This window comes from Neobacillus paridis (genome assembly GCF_016765675.1).
In the GTDB taxonomy this organism is placed as follows: Bacteria; Bacillota; Bacilli; order Bacillales; family Cytobacillaceae; genus Neobacillus; species Neobacillus paridis.
Genome location: NZ_JAESWB010000134.1, coordinates 12882 through 29932 on the forward strand (window position 1 = coordinate 12882; position 17051 = coordinate 29932).

Consider the following 17051-nt stretch of genomic DNA (forward strand, 5'->3'; position numbering starts at 1 on the left):
AAATAAAAAAAGGAGAGTTGCTTTTGAATCAGAAAAATCCTGGACTTGCTGTTGTTTTGTCTTTTTTCTTTGTTGGTCTTGGGCAGATCTATAATGGGCAGATTGGAAAAGGAATTGGTTTCATCATTGCATACACCGTTTCCCTTTTGCTTTGCTTTGTCCTTGTAGGGTTCATTACCAGCCCGATTCTTTGGATTTGGGGAATGATTGATGCCTATAAGGTCGCTCAAAAAACACATGGAATGTAACCCTAAAGAATGATGCCTTCTCTATAGAAGAAGACGTTCGCTTTTGAGGTGCAAAAAGAAAAAAAACATCATAAATAACACATGAAAAGGTAGGGATATTCGCTTGGGAATTTGCCCTACTTTTTAGTATACTTTTTTAAAATTGTTCCGCTATATTTTTCAACTTTCATATTCATATGCCCTGTATCTCTTTTTCGAATGGCATAATAGGGTTCCCACATTTCACCAAATTCATTTTCTACATCTTCTGATGACCGATGATAGGTAACCCCTTCTATTTCAAAATGTTCACATTTATCAGCTTCATATTCAATGCAATGCGAATCGGGTTTGACTTTTGTTAAAGCATAGAATCCGACCATCCGACTTCTTCTTCCCGCATCTCCTTCCAATATAAATAGGTCTTTTTTCTTGCGGAAAATCTCACCTTGATTCAAGTCTTTAAACCGAACGTTTTCCCATGTCATATATATATAGCTCCTTTTTTGCTTTATCGTTACCAATGACCGTATTCATTCTAATCATTTCTATGTTTGCCCCAAATAGTAAACCCTAAACGTTCATACGATGATATTAAAGGTGTCTTTTTTTAAACGTAAAGAATCAAAAATAAATAATAAATTCTATAAGAGATCACAAAAAAATAAAACATCAAAAAAGATTAAGCCCATGCTGAAAAAAGCCTGTTCACGCATACAGCCCCAAGGGATAAAGGATACTTCTTAAGAATGGATTCATTCGAGAATTCACAATTCACAACACGTTATTTTCATTATTCACAATCCACAAGTTCATATTTCTAATCCACAAGCGGATATTTCAAGATTCACTTATTCACAAGAGGTCATTTGAAGGTAAAATTGGGTAAAAAAGAGGAATCTTCGTTCAAGCATTTCCTTTATATAACAAGTTTTCAACAAGAATGGAAATAAAAAAAGACAATGATCAGAAGAAAAACACAAAGAAAAAAGAGGGGAGAAAAAAGAAAACGACGAACAGCCCTGCTTTTTTCCAATTTTTGAAAAAGCAAGGCTTACAAGACCTATACGATAGAATAGAGTTCAGTGATTTTTGCGGGACGGCCTGTCTCCTTTTCTTCCAGCCAATACCCGTTAATCAAAAGGTCAGGGAACTTCTTGCGAATCCCTGGAAATAACCGGAAGAACTGCGTTCGGAAGGCGATGCGGAAATAGCCGCCGATACTTTTATGAAATGAAAACTTGCCAGTCGCTTTTTGAACCTTCTGGATTTGTTCGCTTACCTGATCAAGAGTGGTGAGGAAGAAATTCTTAAGCCACTGATCCCGCTGGTTATAGGTAGCCGACTCCAAATCCTGTATGTATTTTAAACGTTCCACAATTTCTTGCTGAAAAGAGAACATGGTTTGAGAAGCATCAACGGGACGGTATTTGATTCCCATTCCGTCCAGCACATAAGTAAGTTCTTGATTCAGTTTTTGCATAATCGGAGACAACTGAAAGGTGTCCGAGTTTTCTTTCACGCAGATCGGTTTTAGATAAAAGATAACTTTTTTCACCCATAATTGTTTCCCGCGCATAGAGACACCGTGGTATTTAACGTCAAAGAGAGATTCAAAGAGTGTGAGAGTTTCCCGAACCCCTTTGGCGTTTTTCCCCAGTTTGGTTTTTAAGGTTTTCATGTTAAATTCCAAGTGAAGTTTATTCAGGTCCAGATTCCCGCCTTTTTGAATGACATCCGCTATTTTCACACGGAATTGGTCAAACAATTGCAGCAACAACTCAATGCCTTCTGAATTGGAGGTGCGTACACATGACGCTAAAAAGTCCGTTTCAAACAAGGCAAACGGCACACGGAAATAGTTTAAGTCTTCTCCTGTTTTTTCTGGATTAGAAAACTGTTCCCAATCCGTAATAACTCTTGCAGGGGAGCCGTCTTTTAATATAATTTCTTTCAGAAAGTTCCGATCTTCCAGCCATTTGTATCCATGATAAAAGGAAGAATAGAGGACATTTGTGGTTTTTGCCCATTCAGGAAGATGGAAGTTTTTCAGTATGCCTCTTGGATTGTTGTCTTTATGCCGCTGGTATAGAGACGAGAGAAAAACGGCATAGGCGGAAGAAGGAATCCGTTTCCCTGATTCTTTTTTATACCACTTTAGGGCGTCGATCACTCCCTTATGGACAATAAAGCCGTTGATCTGCATTTCTTGTGTCATGTTTTGCACCTCCTTCCACCGTTTTAAAAAAGATTATAAGTATCGCTAATTTTTCCAAGATTTTTCCGTTGCGAATTGTGCGATTTTTGTTATAATGAGACTATATGACCAGAAAAATGGGTTGGTTAGATCCTCCCAAGACTCCTCATTTTTAAAAAATGGGTCGAGTCGGGCTTTTTATTAAGGAATATGAAGTTGTCGGATCAGAGTTGACCAAGATTCCTTTCTTTTCTGGTTTGCCAAGTCAATTGAGCGTCGCCAAACGCTCATACGCCAATTCTTCCGCTGCCAACGGAAGTTTTTCTTTTTTTCTGGACTTGTTATTTTATGTTTTAAAGCCATTCTCTCCTGTAAAAGAAAGAACGGTCTTTATAAAACAAAAAACACAGCCTTGTTGCATGATGCGAAAACATTCGCTAGAGTGTAACAACCCCACCTTTTTCTGATTTGAGTACGACAAAGAAGCGTCGAACAAGTAAAAAGGCAATAAGGGTACGTTAAATACACTCTTGGATCATCCAAGAAGGTTGTGTTCGATTTGAAACTATCAATTTGCATAAAAATCAACAAGAGAATAGTCAAACATGAACTTCGAGCTGATAACTCTATTACTTCTGGTGATCGCTGCATTTATAAGGACATAACAATTTCTAACAAATAAGGGCAACTTCATTGTAGAATAATTTTCGTATCATTTCAACATCTTTTTTTTAAGTTTAAGAGATAGAAAGAGGAGAGTCTAGGTGTATCTATTGAAATGAAAGACTTTTCACCGCTAAAACCATCTATCGAAAAATCGACAATCATCCGGTCGATAGTGATGAAAGAGGGGGATTGTACGCTTAAAAATGAAAGAAAGTGTCAAACTCCCGATTTCCGTCGTATGATGTCAAACAAAAAAGAGAAATTGGCCCTTGCTTTTTTTCTTTTTTTCTATTAAAATAAAATCAGAAAAACAATAGTAAGTAATAACTGAACTACACTTAAAGTGATCCTTCATTTTAGTGGGGCAACGTTATTTAACAAAAAAGGCGCAGAAAAGCCGCTTATCCGACGGGATAGGCGGTTTTTCATTTTCTTTCTTTTGTTTCTTGACTGAATAAATGAATATTGATAGAATAACGTTATAAAAATGTATCGGCGATAAAATAAAAGGAGGAAAATTCATGTTTGAGGCATTACCGTTTGAGATTGGAGGTTTTTCGAGAGCAGACTATAACACTGAAGTAAATTACGAGGATCCTGAAGTGCTTTTGGAATTCATCGAATATTCGGTTGTGCTGCCGGTCGTCGGATATCGCAAGGGAACTGTGGTGTTTGCGGTTGAATTCAACCAAACTCAATTTGTGCTAAAGAAGATTGAGAACAAGATAGAGGGTCTTGAAGAAATCATTTTAGCTACCTTTCCGGCAGCCAAGTTGAAGGACGCCCTTCATCACCTGGTTCATGTTGTAACAGATACAGAAATTTGTGCATAAAGCCCGATATTAAGCACTTTCGGAGAGTTTTCTCTCTGAAGGCGCTTTTTTTATGGAATTGGGCGGTGTGAAAGATTCTGATTATTTTTATATAATGGAATTATTAAGGAATAAAGGAATGAAATGGAGGAACACCCTATGAAAAACAAAGACCCATTAACCTTTCAGAAAGGGGAAATTCTCGTTCCAAACATATTGGTAAGGTCGAGTACAGATCTTGCCGCCATCCCAATTTTACGAGTTGAACGGGTAAAAGCCCGCACCTATGAACTGGTTTCTGCCCGAAAAGAGAACTTTGAATTAAAGAAAGCCTGCGCACACCGTATGTATATGCCCATAGATTTTCTTGTGGGACAATTGCTGGTGGAACTCCTGAAGGCAAAAGAGTCCGGTGACAGCACAAACGAAATCCTGTTTGAAACAGCGCTGAAAAAAATTGAGGTTGAAAAACAGCTTTGAACCTATAAAGAAATGGAGGTAGACCTATGACAAAAGAGGCAAAAACATGGCTTACATCCATGAGGGCGTTTCCTCTTTACCAGTTCTTTTTAGAAGGAATCGAAGCCCATTGGGAATATAAGAGGCCACTCACAATGGATGAGCTTCAATTAAGAAATAGCCGCCTGTACTATATTGTGAAAGAGTCCTGTTCCATTCTCTCTTTGTCTATCAACGAAAAAAAGAGAGCGGAAAACTATCAATCTCCCCCAAAAGAAATCAATACTTTACTGGAAGATCTTTTGGTTCTCCCTGATACCCTTGATTTTTCTCTTCCCCATCTTCCTTTTGAGAAAATCCAACAGTCTGAAACCTTTTTAGATACGCTTCATGCGATGGATTTGGATCTTTTTTGTCTCTTACGGGAGGTTCCGTTGGATTTGGCAGACCAATTAAATGCGAGAATGCAAAGGCGTCGTGCCTTTTTGCTGAACTATGAGGTACCTTCCGAATAGTAAGAAGTTCTCTTTTGAATCACAAAATGTTAAAAAGCATAGCAAATAACACAAGAAAAAGCATGATCATTCACCTATATTGAATAGTTCATGCTTTTTTCTTTTATATGAGACGTAATTCTATCCTTAACCAATTTTTCCGTTAATTCATCTTGATATGAAAAATAGACAATCCCAAGTTTATAGTAGTTACATAATTCCACTTTCTCCTGATCTTTTGTCTGCGTTTTTCGGAGACCTTCTTCTCCTCCCATATAAGCAAAGGGCTTAAAATGTTGTTCGCCTTGATACTCGATAACTAATTGTAATTCTTCAATATAAATATCAGCTCTCAAATGGTCAATTTCATATTGATGAATGACTGTATAGTTCGGGTAGACTCTTCTGACCAATTCAAGCAACCTGATTTCCGATGTCCACCTCTTACCAATAGGAAAATATCCCATTCGACTACGAATCACATTCTCACAATAACGTATAAAATCCTTCGTGGATTGTTCATCCAACCGTTTGTCATCATTTTCAGATGTAATCAACATAGGAACAATATCAGATGGAATTAGTTCAGGATTTAAGAGATGTCCAGTATAATCAATTCCATATTCATAAGCTAGTCCATTTATGTAATGCCCATAAATCGAATAGAATTTGGTTCCTCCGAAGGTTTTTCCATATCCATATTTGGGAGCCACCTTATTACAAATATGACAGAGTTTATCTTTAACGGGGAGAAACTCCAAAAATCGTTGAATCATCAAATCGTTGGATGCAACTGGAATACCAGATAACCCTCGCATCCCTAAAAGATAAACTTCTATACCTTTCTTTTGACAGGAGCAATGAAATAGTGGACTGTCTTCTGTTTGTTGAAAGGCGAAAAAAGCACCGCGTCCCCCATAATTAGATGGGTAATGTACATAAGGAAATGGTAATTCTTCTTCATATACGATGGTTTTCCCATTTTCTAAACTTGGAACTTCCTTTTCAGGAATAATGTTAGAACCCATGACTTCACCTCTCCCTTCTAAAAATTATTTGTTTTTATATTGAACATATTATCCTCTTATTAGTATAGTCTATTTAACGGTTGCAATCCTGTACCCTATTTATGTTGCTAATTAAATTTTTGTAATTCAAAAGAGAATGTCTTATCCGAATAGGAGGGCATTTTTCTTTTGTCTTTTCCTAGATTTATTAAGAATAATGATATAATATAAGTATAAAGGAATAAAGTAGAAAAGGAGGTATTTGTATGGGAGGAAAACCGATGAATCCGGATCGATGGAAAACGGAAAAATTTGACCCGATCGCAGGAGACTATGAACTTGTAACTCCTTACGTCAAATCCACATTTCCGATAGAAATACGTCATAAGCCATGCGGAACCATCTACCCGACACTTCCAAAGAACTTTTTGAAAGGCGCAGGAAGGTGTCCGGTTTGCTGTCTATGGGAAAAATATGATCTTCCAATTCCCGTTTTTCATCCATTATCCCTTCAAGCAGACAAGCCAACTCTTTCGCCACTAACCCCACCCGATAACCCCTACAAGCGCATGAGCATTCTCACAAAAACCAATGATCCGAATGATTCGAGAAGATTGCAAGATATTCATATTGAAAAAGAAATTCAAGATCTTCATTTGTTTGAGGGGGCTAAAAAAGAGTCAGTCTTCCGAAATGTTTTTTCACGACTAAAAGAAGCCGTGCGGAAGACATTCACGAAACACAACAAGGAGTGACCAGGACGCAAAGACCGATAAAAACAACCGAAACCTACCTAATTTCCTTCGAGGATCTCGCTGTCCTCGCTGTCGTGAATCTAAAGGCGAAAAAGCCATTGTCTCCTTGCTTCTTCACTCGGAGTAAATTTTTCTGTCCAAAGAACATTTGATGATCTTATAGACAAAGGAAAGCTCAAATTTCCGCTCTCTATGATTTTGATATTCCTCATTTTGCCCCCAATGATGTCGAACATCTAACACCAATTGCCCTCTTTGAATATGACGGGGAGTAGCACAGAATCCCGACAAGGTACACCAAAACTCAAGACCCACATAAAAACCTTGAAAACAACCAGCGAAGAGATAGGTTGAAGGATAAATATGTCATCCAAAACAACATCCCTCTCATTTGGATCTCCGATTTTGTGGAGCCGGAACAAGTACCCGAACGCCTCAAGCCTTACATCCTTCAGATTTTTGATCCTCACCAAGAAAACCCCCCACTCGTTACTCTGATTTAGACTATCCCCACAAACCCAGCACATCATCAACCACATTAACACTTTTTCCTAAAACGAAAAAACTATTTTGCTTCCTGACATATCCCGTGTAAGCGCTGCATATACTAGATTTTGCGGCAACAACCAGAGGGAACAACATGATTTTGGCATAGGCAGGGGAGAAATCCTCTGCTTTTTATTTTTTTGTAAATTTTTCTTTCAAAAACTAGATTCCTTTATTCTTAATATGTTACAATATTTATATAAGATAACATAGTTCTTCTGAATACCCGTCAGTCTTGGCATAACTGGCGGGGCTTATGCGAAGGAGAGAAAAGTTTTTAAACAGTTTTCTTTCCTTCGAAAAACTCTTTTCATTTTCACACATTGCTGTACACCCTAGAGATGTTCAACTATGGTTGCAATCGAACATCTCTTGAAATGCTTGTCATTTCATGTGCAACCAGCCTTGGTTCTTTTAAAGAACTCCGTTAAGACGGCTATCACACCCTCGGATGCTTCTCCAGTCCGTTGCTCTGTGGCGGGAACTAAACAGGTCGAAAGGGATAGACCAGTGAACTCGCATGACAAGCCGTTTTAACATTGGCGAAGAGAGACTGCCATTTGGCAGCGTTACGAGCCCCTAACGGGGAAACACCCCTATCTTTCGGATAGGGGATTATCATTTAAAAGAAGGTGATCTTTATTGGTATTTGTATTGGATAAACACAAAAAGCCACTCATGCCGTGTTCGGAAAAACGAGCACGGAAACTTCTTAAGCAAAGAAAAGCCGTCATATATCAACTTTTCCCGTTTACCATTCGTCTAAAAAACAACCCAACAGAGAAAACACCTTTACCAACATTACGACTAAAAATAGATCCTGGTGCAAAAATCACGGGACTTGCTGTTTTAGTTGAAGAAAGCAATATAGCCAGAGTCATTTGGCTAGGGGAATTAGTTCATAAAATAGGAATAACAGAAAAGTTAGAAGATAGAAGGAATAGACGGAGAAACAGGCGTAATCGTAAAACCCGTTACCGCGAAAAGCGATTTAACAACCGCAAACGAGAGAAAGGATGGCTTCCTCCTTCACTGGTTGCCCGCGTCAATCAAACAATAAATACCATTGAAAAACTATGCAATCTCTTGCCTATTTCATCCATTAGCGTTGAGCATGTAAAATTCGATACACAATTGATGGAAAACCCTTATATTAAAGGAATTGAATATCAGCAAGGTACTCTTTTCGGATATGAGATCAAAGAATACTTGCTTGAAGTTTGGAACAGAACATGCGCCTATTGCGAAGGCAAATCCAAAGATCCGATTTTAAATGTGGAACACGTTATCCCTAAAAATCCAAAACAGGGCCCCTGTGGCACAAACCGCCTTCAAAATTTGGTTCTTTCTTGCCGAACCTGTAATGAATTGAAATCCAATAAACACCCTGAAGACTGGCTTGAGGAATTAAAAAAATCCAAAAAAGAAATTGATCAAACAAGAGCTAAAAACTTGGCCGAAATCACAAAAAGAAACAACAAATCTCTTAAAGAAGCCACCTTCATGAATGCAACTCGCTGGCATCTTCTTGAAAAATTGAAACAAACCGAACTCCCAGTGGAATGTGGAACCGGCGCTAGAACGAAAATGCAACGGATTCAACACCATCTCCCAAAAACCCACTACTATGATGCTTCGTGTGTAGGCGCAAGTACCCCACAATCCCTCATTTTTAATACCGATTACGTAGAACAATGGATAGCCATTGGAAGAGGGAGCCGTCAAATCATGCAGCCGGACGCATATGGTTTCCCAAGACAATACCGCAGCAGAAACAAACAGCACTTTGGCTTTCAAACAGGTGACATTGTGGAAGTGATCCTTCCAGAGAAAAGCAAAAATGCCGGTCGCTATGTTGGTCGTGTAACCACCAGAAAAAATGGTAAATTCTATATCAATAAAGAAGACGGGAAACGATTGGATTTTTCGTACAAATATGCAAGAGTCCTTCAACGGGGTAATGGTTGGAACTATGATAAGAAAAAGCGTGAATCCATACATGCGTGAGCAGGGGAGATTTCCTCTGCTTATTATTTGTTGTTGAGTTTGTTGAGCTTTTTGATTTTTGGTGATACTATTAAGGAAAAGGAGGGATAAACAATGGTACGCTTGGCAGATCAAGAGCAAGAACAACTTTGGGAAAGTGTAGAAATCCTTACAAAGATTGATAAAGAAAAAGCGAAAACCGTCTTTAAGGCAGCCGTTGAAAAAACGTTTTGGCAATTACAGTTTGCCCCAACCTTCCTGTCTTCTATTCGTTTCACTGCTCCCACAACCGATCAGCTCGTCAAACTTCGGGAAACAGAAAAACGAGTGAGAGAAGCATACAATCATGAACAGAAGATAGAAGCCTATGAGTATTTACTGGAATACATCGAGCAATTCAGCGAACTTTCAGAAGAAAATACCGCCCTTACCAGAAGAAAATTGTTAGCCTCTCTGCTTGCCCAACAAAACAGAAGCAGAAAACCGGCTCGCATTAAACGTCCAGTCTATAAGGGTAAGATCGTTACCAGTGAGGAAGGGAAATCCTTTTATACAACCAGTGAGGCGGCTGAAAAATTAGGCTTAAGTGATCAGACAATTCGAAGAATGTGCGAGAGAGGGAGTATCCCCAAAGCCTACAAAACAGACGGGGGGCATTGGAGAATTCCGCAAGAGGCATTTATCACCACTCCAAAACATGATAAAAAGGCGCAAGAATTCTTAAGACGAATGGACATGAAAAATAAGGAAGCGGGGGACGTAGATGAATTTGATCTATGATGCTCCGCGTCCTCCTAAAGTTTTGATTGATACCACGGTCTTGTGCGGAGCCATCCGAATGAGCGGGGTAAATCGAACCATTTTGCAATCCGCCCAATTAAAGGGGTTATTTCAACCCGTCTTTTCCAAAGTAGGGCTATTTGAGTTTCTTTATAAAACTACCGTCGATGGGCTTGGAAGAGGAAATAAGAAAGTGATTTATGAATGGGGGGAAGCGGAGGAGTTCCTGGACTTATTCGTGTACCCCCTTTTAAAACAATATTCCACTATTCCTGTTAACAGTATAGTTGGAAGATATACCGTCGAAGCATATATCAAAGGACACCGGCCGATTGGAGAGGTTTTGGTGGAGTTAAGCGGCTGCGACGAAGAAACAGCCAGAAAAATCGTTGCAAACCAAGAAATGAAAGAACCTCTCCAACACTTTGACCCCAAAGATTTTTACGTGTGGGTGACAGCTATTCAAGAAGAATGTGATTACATACTTACGAGCAACCATCGTCGTTTTCCATCTGAAATTGGCCCGATTAAGCGGATTCATCCAAGCGATTTCTATGAGCATTTATCCAATCCGTTCATGTCTTGACCCTTATCTCTCGATAGGGGTTTTTGTATTTTCCTAGATTTTCTTCTGTTTTTTATGATACACTGTTCATATATTATTCATGTATTCCAAAAAGGAAGTGTTTTTGTGAACGCACTCTCTTTAGAAAGCTCCGTTTGTCTTTCTCCTGAAACCAAAATCCAGATTGACCGCGCTTTATCCCATCTCGTATTCCATCATCCTGAATCCCAATATATCTGCCTGTTTAAAAAACATCCCGGCGAATACGAAATCGACCGGTTTGGTCGTAAAAAGCAAAAAGTCACCCAAACCCACTTCCTACTGCAAGATCTGCTTCATCAACCTTCCCTTTTAGCCCCGTTTGTCGGGGAAGACGCCTACTTTTCGATGAACGATTATTTTAAAATTCGGTACAAAAATGGAATAGAGAGGATTGACCGAACCCAGAACCATATTCACCGTGCAAGGGCTCTCTATGTCGATATTGATTTTCATTCCCTTACGCAATACCATCTTGCACCGGAACTGTTCCTTGAGTATCTGAAAGAAGAAATTGAGCGCCTGACAGATGGAGATGTACTTCCAGAACCAAACTATATGATTTGGTCAGGGAGAGGGGTGAATCTTGTTTGGCTCCTCCAGCCCGTATCAGAGTCGGGATTTCCCTATTGGAGAGCATTGGAAGAATACTTCATTACTCAATTTGACTATTTGGGAGCAGATGCCAAAGTCAAGGATTTACCCAGAGTGATGCGACTTGACGGGGGGATCAATTCCAAAAACGGAGTCGAAGTCCGCACCGATTATCGCCATGAAAAACGGTATGACATGGATAACCTCTTGAAAAAATGTTTGCCTGATCTGTATGAAAAGCGGCAGCATTTGCGGGAAGTGGCTCACATCATAGTTGGCCGAGCTGAAAAAAAGAAAAAGAGAAAGCCGAAGAAACGGAAACCGGAACCTTTAAGACATGGCAAAAAGGGGACGGTTACCCGCTTCCGCGGCAGCACGAACCAACTGAACCTCTTCCGTGCAAAAGATTTGGAAAAACTGTCCGAAATGAGGAAGGGAAAGGTGACAGGAAACAGGGATTTGATTTTGTTTTTGTATTGCCTGCATTTGACCCGCTACTATACAGGACGAATGAAAGCAGAGAAGAAAATCCTCAATCCAGAAGACAAAGAAACGGCTTTTCAAAGAGCCTTTCAAAAGACCCTTTTACTTAATCAAACCTTCACTTTTCCCATGTCCGAAAAAGAAATTACCACCAACATGCAATCGGTTCTCACCACATCTCTAAACGAAGATTCCCCGCTCTACCAAAAACAGGCAAAAGAAAAAGGATACCGACTTGCTGGCTACTACTATTCAAACGAACGGATCATCAAAGAACTGAACATTACCCCAGAAGAACAACAGACCCTTTACACCATCATTTCCAAAAGCGAAAAAGAAAGACGCAACCCACCAGAAGTCATTCGAAAAAAAGACAAAGACCGAAAGAAAACAGCCCGTCAGAAGGCAAAAATCGTCTCTAGAGAAGAGAAAAGGCAAAGGGATATAGAACTGCTTCGGGAGACGCTGAAGGCTTATCCTGGAGCCTCACAGAGAGCCCTGCAAAAGCTGACCCATCTTTCTGCAAGCAGAGTCAATTCTCTTTTAAAAGAATTGAAAACTGGAAAATATTAGTGTTCTAGTTTTGTCCGTCTTAAATAGAAGGGGGTAGGACAAAGTTTTTTCTCCCCACTCCTTTATCCAGCTGCGCCGCCTAAAAAAACATACCGTAAAACATAGAAAGAGATAACCTAATATGTTAAGATATAATTGAATTATTCAGTTATTCAAAGAAAGGAAGAATCAAATATGAAAGCGGAAGAAATCCATATTGCTGTCAGTCCAATGACCAATACTATCTATGCAGGAAAAGTTACCCGTAACCGAGTGGAGTGGATAGATAAAAAGGAAGTCACGGAACAAGCCCTTGCTACTGTGGCAGAGTACATGGACGGTGTTTACAAGGAAATTGAATTCCCTTCTGGAACACTGTTTTGGCACCCGAAGCCCCATCAATAACGACACACTTCTCTTCTCACTTCGCCTTCCCTGTACGATTTCGATGTAGTGGGATACAATGTTGACTTGACCGAGGAGGAAGGGCAGTTGGTCATGAAAGCCTTCAGGAAAGAAGAAGTCAACACAGAAGAGTTGCAGGAGTATCTATACGAGAAAATGGATGCTCCTTTGTTTTAGTTAAACCAGAAATTATTTAAGAATTTCATCCTCCTTTTACCTCCTTTGTCAATTCAATCTAAATTACCTCATAACAGAGTAGGGCGAAAATCTACTCTGATTCCTGCACTTTAAGATTTTCTCTTAATGATACCGACTCCATAGGGGCTGTATCCGCCATCCAAGTAAGTGCTAGTCATCGGAGAACGAGTACATCGTGACACGCTTTGAACGTACTTCGGTTGCTTGTACGAACGAACGACCGTGTACTCTTTTTGAAGTCCTGTAAAGTCTGCTAGAAGAGACAATGCTTCTCCTCTTCTGATCGTTGGCCGGGGATTTTTAAAGTCTTGGTCACGGCTTCCCAGATGCGGCAGGGTTTTGTAATCTTCTGGTTTTGCAGGAATATGAAAAAAATAGTCCCCAATTTGAACGAGGACATCGGAGCGGCTGACACTCCTCCCAGGATTAGGGGAATAGTGCAGACCGATTTTTTGAGCCAGTCCTTTCTCCAACAATTTCTCAATCGCTTTTTGTTTTAATTGATACAGATAGCGGTTATCGGTAGCAGTTTTTGCATGGCGATTCGCGATGAAAATGGCTTCCGATAGATTGCGTAAAGTTGGCTCGATTGTGACGGTCATAGAGATCAACTCCTTTTCTCCTACATTGTCGTGTTTCAGAATGAACGAATACCTAATTATAGTATAGCGTAAAATCACTAAAAATTAAATGAATAACTTCATAAAGATAATACTATATGATTAATAAAAGAATATAGGAATAATTTAACCTAAATGTAGTTTAAAACTATCATTCAAAAAAAGGAGTGTTTGTATGGGACAATTACTCATTTTGTGTGGTCCATCTACAAGCGGAAAAACCACGATTTCAAATCTTTTCCCCTTAAAGCCGTTGGTCAGCATAACAACAAGACCGAAAAGGGAGGGGGAGATTGACGGGGTCCACTACCATTTTCTCTCCCCAGAAGAATTTGACCGCTTGGATAAGGCGGGTGAAATCCCAGAAAAAACTGTCTATGCCGGAGTGAAGTACGGTATCTTTAAAAGGGATATTGAAGAAATTCTTACAGGTGTAAGTAGGATCGCTGTGCTAGATGCAGTTGGTATTCGCTTCATGCAGGACTATATAGGGCGAGAAAATGTAAAAGCGGTCTATATCGGTGTGACGCTGGAAACCATGAAAAAACGCCTCCTAGAGCGTGGCTCAAAGGAAGAAGAAATCAATAGGAGAATCTCTCAAGCGTTGGAGAAAGAATTGACACCAGAATACCGGGCGGTTTGTGATGCGGAGATCTGGAATGAAGGTTCGATTGATGAATCGATCACGCAACTGACAGCTTTGTTGAATGAATGGAATCTTTTCTAAATCAATCTGCAATAAGAATGAGGACACCCTCATTTCTTTATAGGAGTTCTTTTCTTTATTTTAACATAGGAGTGAAAAGAATGAGTACTTTTCGCATGATCAAACGAAGTGTTCGAAAGAAAATAGAGAAAGACCACAAACATACGCCGCAAGTCATCCTCGTTGTTTACTACGCTAAACCCTGCCACCCGACATCCACCAAGCGATGACCGATAAAAATCAGGATACCACCCCTAATAGTGTTTTAGTCGTTCCAAGAGAAATAAAAGAAGAACTGGAAGGATTTGTGGCTGTCTTAAAAAGCCTTCACATGAAGTTTGATGTATTCTGTCATGGTAAGTGGAAGAACTAAAAAAGATAGAGGATTCTGATAATATGGTTTACTGCTACGGAAATTTCTTCTTCGTATGATAGGAAGCCGACAGAGAAATTGCTTGGGAAGGGTTAGGTTATGGGGTTAATCCCTATTTCAAACTAGAAAACAAGAAAGGAAGCAATTTACATGTACTTAACCAAAGAAGAACTCAAGCAAGAACTATTAAAAAGAGAGGTAATACAGGAATTTGCTTTACGGGAATCAACGCTCTGGCCTATTGTGGTTTGCTATGAACCCGAGCATCTCCCCACATCCATTCTATTTAGCGACTACAATACAAGTGTGATCATGGGAGAAGATGGACTTGTTGTCGCCCGCATGTTTGAATTTGAAACGGTAGAAACCGCCAAAGAATTCCTTTCCCAAGTTCCTCAAGATACCTCCCATGCAGAACTTTGGCACCAAGGTGAACTCATTGCCCATAACAACGAAATTGAAATCCCACATTAACCAGGTTGAACCTGGTAAAAAATGATCCAAAATAGGAGAAAAGGTGTTGGCTGCAGCTGGCACTTTTTTGCTTTATTATTCTCATCCTAAAAGGGTGTGTTTCCTGTCAAAAGACATGAGGATACGATTTTTGATTCGCTCCTTCCTCTATGAGATATCTTTCACTTTCCAAAAAGAATCCAAGAAAAATCGAGAAAAAATAGGATAAAAGCGGGAAAATCACCAATATAGACGATTTGGTGCGAATTCTACGGATTTTCCAGCTTACACTGCGAAATTCTGATAAAGTTTAGAAGATTCAAGAAGAGGAAGGCGGGAACTAGAAATCATAAGTTTGCATCTTCCGTGCCTTCCGATGGGCAGACATCATTGTTACGAGGAAGATTTAAGGATACCTTGCGAGATTTTATATTTTATTGTAAACGATACGTTTACATTATACTCACTTTTGGCTATACTTTTGATAGAAGTTGTAAACATTGTAAACGTTGTGTACACATTGAAATGATCATTATAAAGTGTAGACATAGAAAAGGAGATAGGAATATCATGGCGCAAGATCAAACGTTCTCTGTTCGGGTTTCTCCTGATTTAAAGGAAAAAGTACAAGAAATGATTGAAGCATCCGGACTTGCAAGCACCAAAGAGTGGTTTGAAAAACTCCTGCTGGTATATGAAATGGAGACACTGAAACAAGGAGCGCCAGGGTACGAACGGGAACTCAACGAATTATCTATTCACACCAATCGAATTGAGGAAATGGTGGCCAACATCATCCGCCGTTCCATTTTTGAACAAGGAAAGCTAAAAGAAGATCAAGAAAAGGTGCTTCTTGAAAAAGAAGAGGAAATTCAAGCGGCCAAGAGTGGGTTGTCAGAGTGTAAGGCTCAACTAGAAGGATTACAGGAACTTCTTCAAAACGCGGTCAACGAAAAAACGGCAGCCGAAAAGTTGGTCAAGCAGTACGAAGAAACCAATGAGCGGAACAAAGAATTGATCGGGGAATACAAAGAGAAAATTAATGATTTGAATGCCCGCCTGGTTGATTCGGAAGCCGTGATGAAGGAATATCTGGAGTTGAAGGAGGAAATCCACACCCAAAAAGACTTACTAAAAGACAGGGGACTTCAAGTAAAGGATCTTACCCAGACAATCGACCGCTTGAAGGAATCGCATGAGAAAGATATAGAAATGTTAAAAAACCAGCACAAAATCGAGCTGGAACGGACCATCGAGAAAAAAGACCGTGAGCGGGAAAAAGACATTTTTGAGCTTCAAACCAAATGGCAAGCAAAAGTTGAAGAGTTGACGGTTGCAGGATCTGAAAAAATTCAAGCCCTCTATGAAGAGTTGAACGGTCTTCGCAAACAAATGGATGATATGCGTACCCGTTATGAACGACAAATCGAAAAACTAAAAGGTCAACAATAAAGACCCTCTCGTTCGAGGGTCTTTTTCTAGGTTAATCATCCAACACGGTAAGAATGAATCAGCTTCCATCTTTTAAAACAAACTCCCAATCTGCTTTACGCCAATGAATTTCATCCGTTGTGAGTGGGACTCTTGTGACCTTCTCAATATGGGTTTTATGAAACTCAAACGACACTTTTCCTTCCCCGATAATGGAGATAAGGTCTTTCAAATTTTCTATTTGCGGCATATACTGAACACGCATATCCTTTATATTGAGAAACGAACAAACGATACGGTCTTTGGTATGAAATTCAAATTGCAACTCTTCCCCTTCAAAAGGATCGAAGAGTTTCTACCCAATCTTCTTGGGTGGATTCTACTAACAAAGAAATTACTCCTTTAGTTTATTTTATAAACATTTCCAAATGGTCCGCTTAATACTTTCACTACATGATAATTAGTGTTAAATGCTTCGTTCCATTCTTTTAAAACCGTATCAACAAATCTGGCTTCGCCTTCTTCTTCATCGTCAATTTCGTTATTAGCGATAAAGTAATTCATCCAATCATTTAGCTCGTCAGTAGTAAGTGTTTTGTTTTTTCTCTTATCAATTCGGGCTAAAATCCATCTTGAAACATCTTGGTCAAAATTTACTCTGGCACTCATTGAGGATTCTAAATGATACGTTTTCACAAATGGT

Annotated in this window: 20 protein-coding genes; 14 read left to right on the forward strand and 6 right to left on the reverse strand. The window is 39.5% G+C overall.

Annotated features, from left to right (window positions below; all coding sequences use genetic code 11):
• The first annotated feature begins 23 nt into the window (after positions 1–23).
• A complete protein-coding gene (locus JK635_RS07380) occupies positions 24–248 on the forward strand; it encodes a hypothetical protein (protein ID WP_438803824.1) in 225 nt (74 codons plus the stop codon).
• A 116-nt stretch (positions 249–364) separates the two neighbouring features.
• Here JK635_RS07380 and JK635_RS07385 read toward each other — a convergent pair whose 3' ends face one another.
• Together JK635_RS07385 and JK635_RS07390 are read right to left on the reverse strand one after the other, a co-directional pair.
• A complete protein-coding gene (locus tag JK635_RS07385; RefSeq protein WP_202653315.1) occupies positions 365–715 on the reverse strand; it encodes a hypothetical protein in 351 nt (116 codons plus the stop codon).
• Positions 716–1290: 575 nt separating this feature from the next.
• Positions 1291–2445 (reverse strand): hypothetical protein, encoded by a 1155-nt coding sequence (locus JK635_RS07390; RefSeq protein WP_202653316.1) that lies wholly within the window; start codon positions 2443–2445, stop codon positions 1291–1293.
• Between the two features lie 1166 nt (positions 2446–3611).
• Between JK635_RS07390 and JK635_RS07395 the strand changes: the two genes are divergently transcribed.
• The 3 genes from JK635_RS07395 to JK635_RS07405 all read left to right on the forward strand — a co-directional run bounded on the left by JK635_RS07395 (position 3612) and on the right by JK635_RS07405 (position 4876).
• Entirely contained in the window at positions 3612–3923 is a 312-nt protein-coding gene (locus JK635_RS07395) for a hypothetical protein (RefSeq protein WP_202653317.1), read from the forward strand.
• A gap of 138 nt (positions 3924–4061) precedes the next feature.
• Positions 4062–4382: a hypothetical protein gene (locus JK635_RS07400; protein WP_202653318.1), complete on the forward strand. Its 321-nt coding sequence runs from the start codon at positions 4062–4064 to the stop codon at positions 4380–4382.
• Between the two features lie 26 nt (positions 4383–4408).
• Entirely contained in the window at positions 4409–4876 is a 468-nt protein-coding gene (locus JK635_RS07405) for a hypothetical protein (RefSeq protein WP_202653319.1), read from the forward strand.
• A 74-nt stretch (positions 4877–4950) separates the two neighbouring features.
• Here the strand turns inward: JK635_RS07405 and JK635_RS07410 are convergent, their stop codons facing one another.
• Positions 4951–5883 carry a putative endonuclease domain-containing protein gene (locus JK635_RS07410; protein WP_202653320.1) on the reverse strand — a complete coding sequence of 311 codons (933 nt, stop codon included), beginning with the start codon at positions 5881–5883 and terminating at the stop codon, positions 4951–4953.
• Positions 5884–6143: 260 nt separating this feature from the next.
• Here JK635_RS07410 and JK635_RS07415 point away from each other — a divergent pair, with 260 nt between their 5' ends.
• The 6 genes from JK635_RS07415 (at position 6144) to JK635_RS07440 (ending at position 12567) form a co-directional block, all read left to right on the forward strand.
• A complete protein-coding gene (locus JK635_RS07415; protein ID WP_202653321.1) occupies positions 6144–6617 on the forward strand; it encodes a hypothetical protein in 474 nt (157 codons plus the stop codon).
• Positions 6618–7805: 1188 nt separating this feature from the next.
• On the forward strand, positions 7806–9170 hold the full coding sequence (gene iscB / locus JK635_RS07420; RefSeq protein ID WP_202653322.1) for an RNA-guided endonuclease IscB: 1365 nt from the start codon (positions 7806–7808) through the stop codon (positions 9168–9170).
• A gap of 93 nt (positions 9171–9263) precedes the next feature.
• Positions 9264–9929, forward strand: coding sequence for a helix-turn-helix domain-containing protein (locus JK635_RS07425; protein ID WP_202653323.1), 666 nt, complete (start codon positions 9264–9266; stop codon positions 9927–9929).
• Positions 9913–10515 carry a PIN domain-containing protein gene (locus JK635_RS07430; RefSeq protein ID WP_202653324.1) on the forward strand — a complete coding sequence of 201 codons (603 nt, stop codon included), beginning with the start codon at positions 9913–9915 and terminating at the stop codon, positions 10513–10515. The genes JK635_RS07425 and JK635_RS07430 overlap by 17 nt, the downstream gene beginning before the upstream one ends.
• A gap of 105 nt (positions 10516–10620) precedes the next feature.
• Complete coding sequence (locus JK635_RS07435) at positions 10621–12183, forward strand: hypothetical protein (RefSeq protein WP_202653325.1); 1563 nt, start codon at positions 10621–10623, stop codon at positions 12181–12183.
• Between the two features lie 174 nt (positions 12184–12357).
• Positions 12358–12567 (forward strand): DUF7446 family protein, encoded by a 210-nt coding sequence (locus JK635_RS07440; RefSeq protein WP_202653326.1) that lies wholly within the window; start codon positions 12358–12360, stop codon positions 12565–12567.
• A gap of 287 nt (positions 12568–12854) precedes the next feature.
• Here JK635_RS07440 and JK635_RS07445 read toward each other — a convergent pair whose 3' ends face one another.
• A complete protein-coding gene (locus tag JK635_RS07445) occupies positions 12855–13367 on the reverse strand; it encodes a YkyB family protein (RefSeq protein ID WP_202653327.1) in 513 nt (170 codons plus the stop codon).
• Positions 13368–13560: 193 nt separating this feature from the next.
• Between JK635_RS07445 and JK635_RS07450 the strand changes: the two genes are divergently transcribed.
• The 4 genes from JK635_RS07450 to JK635_RS07460 all read left to right on the forward strand — a co-directional run bounded on the left by JK635_RS07450 (position 13561) and on the right by JK635_RS07460 (position 16369).
• Positions 13561–14112 (forward strand): guanylate kinase, encoded by a 552-nt coding sequence (locus JK635_RS07450; RefSeq protein WP_202653328.1) that lies wholly within the window; start codon positions 13561–13563, stop codon positions 14110–14112.
• Positions 14113–14192: 80 nt separating this feature from the next.
• Entirely contained in the window at positions 14193–14321 is a 129-nt protein-coding gene (locus tag JK635_RS24685; protein WP_306792919.1) for a hypothetical protein, read from the forward strand.
• A 293-nt stretch (positions 14322–14614) separates the two neighbouring features.
• The gene (locus JK635_RS07455) at positions 14615–14938 is read left to right on the forward strand and encodes a hypothetical protein (RefSeq protein WP_202653329.1); all 324 of its coding nucleotides are present in this window, start codon (positions 14615–14617) and stop codon (positions 14936–14938) included.
• A 549-nt stretch (positions 14939–15487) separates the two neighbouring features.
• On the forward strand, positions 15488–16369 hold the full coding sequence (locus JK635_RS07460; RefSeq protein WP_202653330.1) for a hypothetical protein: 882 nt from the start codon (positions 15488–15490) through the stop codon (positions 16367–16369).
• A 58-nt stretch (positions 16370–16427) separates the two neighbouring features.
• Here JK635_RS07460 and JK635_RS07465 read toward each other — a convergent pair whose 3' ends face one another.
• Positions 16428–16673, reverse strand: a complete 246-nt coding sequence (locus JK635_RS07465) for a hypothetical protein (RefSeq protein WP_202653331.1) — start codon at positions 16671–16673, stop codon at positions 16428–16430.
• 77 nt (positions 16674–16750) lie between these two features.
• Positions 16751–17044 (reverse strand): hypothetical protein, encoded by a 294-nt coding sequence (locus tag JK635_RS07470; protein WP_202653332.1) that lies wholly within the window; start codon positions 17042–17044, stop codon positions 16751–16753.
• Positions 17045–17051 lie beyond the last annotated feature (7 nt).

What these genes read in the sequence shown, in the direction of transcription:
- JK635_RS07425 (WP_202653323.1), top strand. Translation starts at nt 9,264, where the DNA reads ATGGTACGCTTGGCAGATCAAGAGCAAGAACAACTTTGGGAAAGTGTA.
- JK635_RS07455 (WP_202653329.1), top strand. Translation starts at nt 14,615, where the DNA reads ATGTACTTAACCAAAGAAGAACTCAAGCAAGAACTATTAAAAAGAGAG.
- JK635_RS07410 (WP_202653320.1), bottom strand. Translation starts at nt 5,883, where the DNA reads ATGGGTTCTAACATTATTCCTGAAAAGGAAGTTCCAAGTTTAGAAAAT.
- JK635_RS07440 (WP_202653326.1), top strand. Translation starts at nt 12,358, where the DNA reads ATGAAAGCGGAAGAAATCCATATTGCTGTCAGTCCAATGACCAATACT.
- JK635_RS07395 (WP_202653317.1), top strand. Translation starts at nt 3,612, where the DNA reads ATGTTTGAGGCATTACCGTTTGAGATTGGAGGTTTTTCGAGAGCAGAC.
- JK635_RS07460 (WP_202653330.1), top strand. Translation starts at nt 15,488, where the DNA reads ATGGCGCAAGATCAAACGTTCTCTGTTCGGGTTTCTCCTGATTTAAAG.
- JK635_RS07390 (WP_202653316.1), bottom strand. Translation starts at nt 2,445, where the DNA reads ATGACACAAGAAATGCAGATCAACGGCTTTATTGTCCATAAGGGAGTG.
- JK635_RS07385 (WP_202653315.1), bottom strand. Translation starts at nt 715, where the DNA reads ATGACATGGGAAAACGTTCGGTTTAAAGACTTGAATCAAGGTGAGATT.
- JK635_RS07405 (WP_202653319.1), top strand. Translation starts at nt 4,409, where the DNA reads ATGACAAAAGAGGCAAAAACATGGCTTACATCCATGAGGGCGTTTCCT.
- JK635_RS07450 (WP_202653328.1), top strand. Translation starts at nt 13,561, where the DNA reads ATGGGACAATTACTCATTTTGTGTGGTCCATCTACAAGCGGAAAAACC.
- JK635_RS07445 (WP_202653327.1), bottom strand. Translation starts at nt 13,367, where the DNA reads ATGACCGTCACAATCGAGCCAACTTTACGCAATCTATCGGAAGCCATT.
- JK635_RS07415 (WP_202653321.1), top strand. Translation starts at nt 6,144, where the DNA reads ATGAATCCGGATCGATGGAAAACGGAAAAATTTGACCCGATCGCAGGA.
- JK635_RS07400 (WP_202653318.1), top strand. Translation starts at nt 4,062, where the DNA reads ATGAAAAACAAAGACCCATTAACCTTTCAGAAAGGGGAAATTCTCGTT.
- JK635_RS24685 (WP_306792919.1), top strand. Translation starts at nt 14,193, where the DNA reads ATGAGTACTTTTCGCATGATCAAACGAAGTGTTCGAAAGAAAATAGAG.
- JK635_RS07430 (WP_202653324.1), top strand. Translation starts at nt 9,913, where the DNA reads ATGAATTTGATCTATGATGCTCCGCGTCCTCCTAAAGTTTTGATTGAT.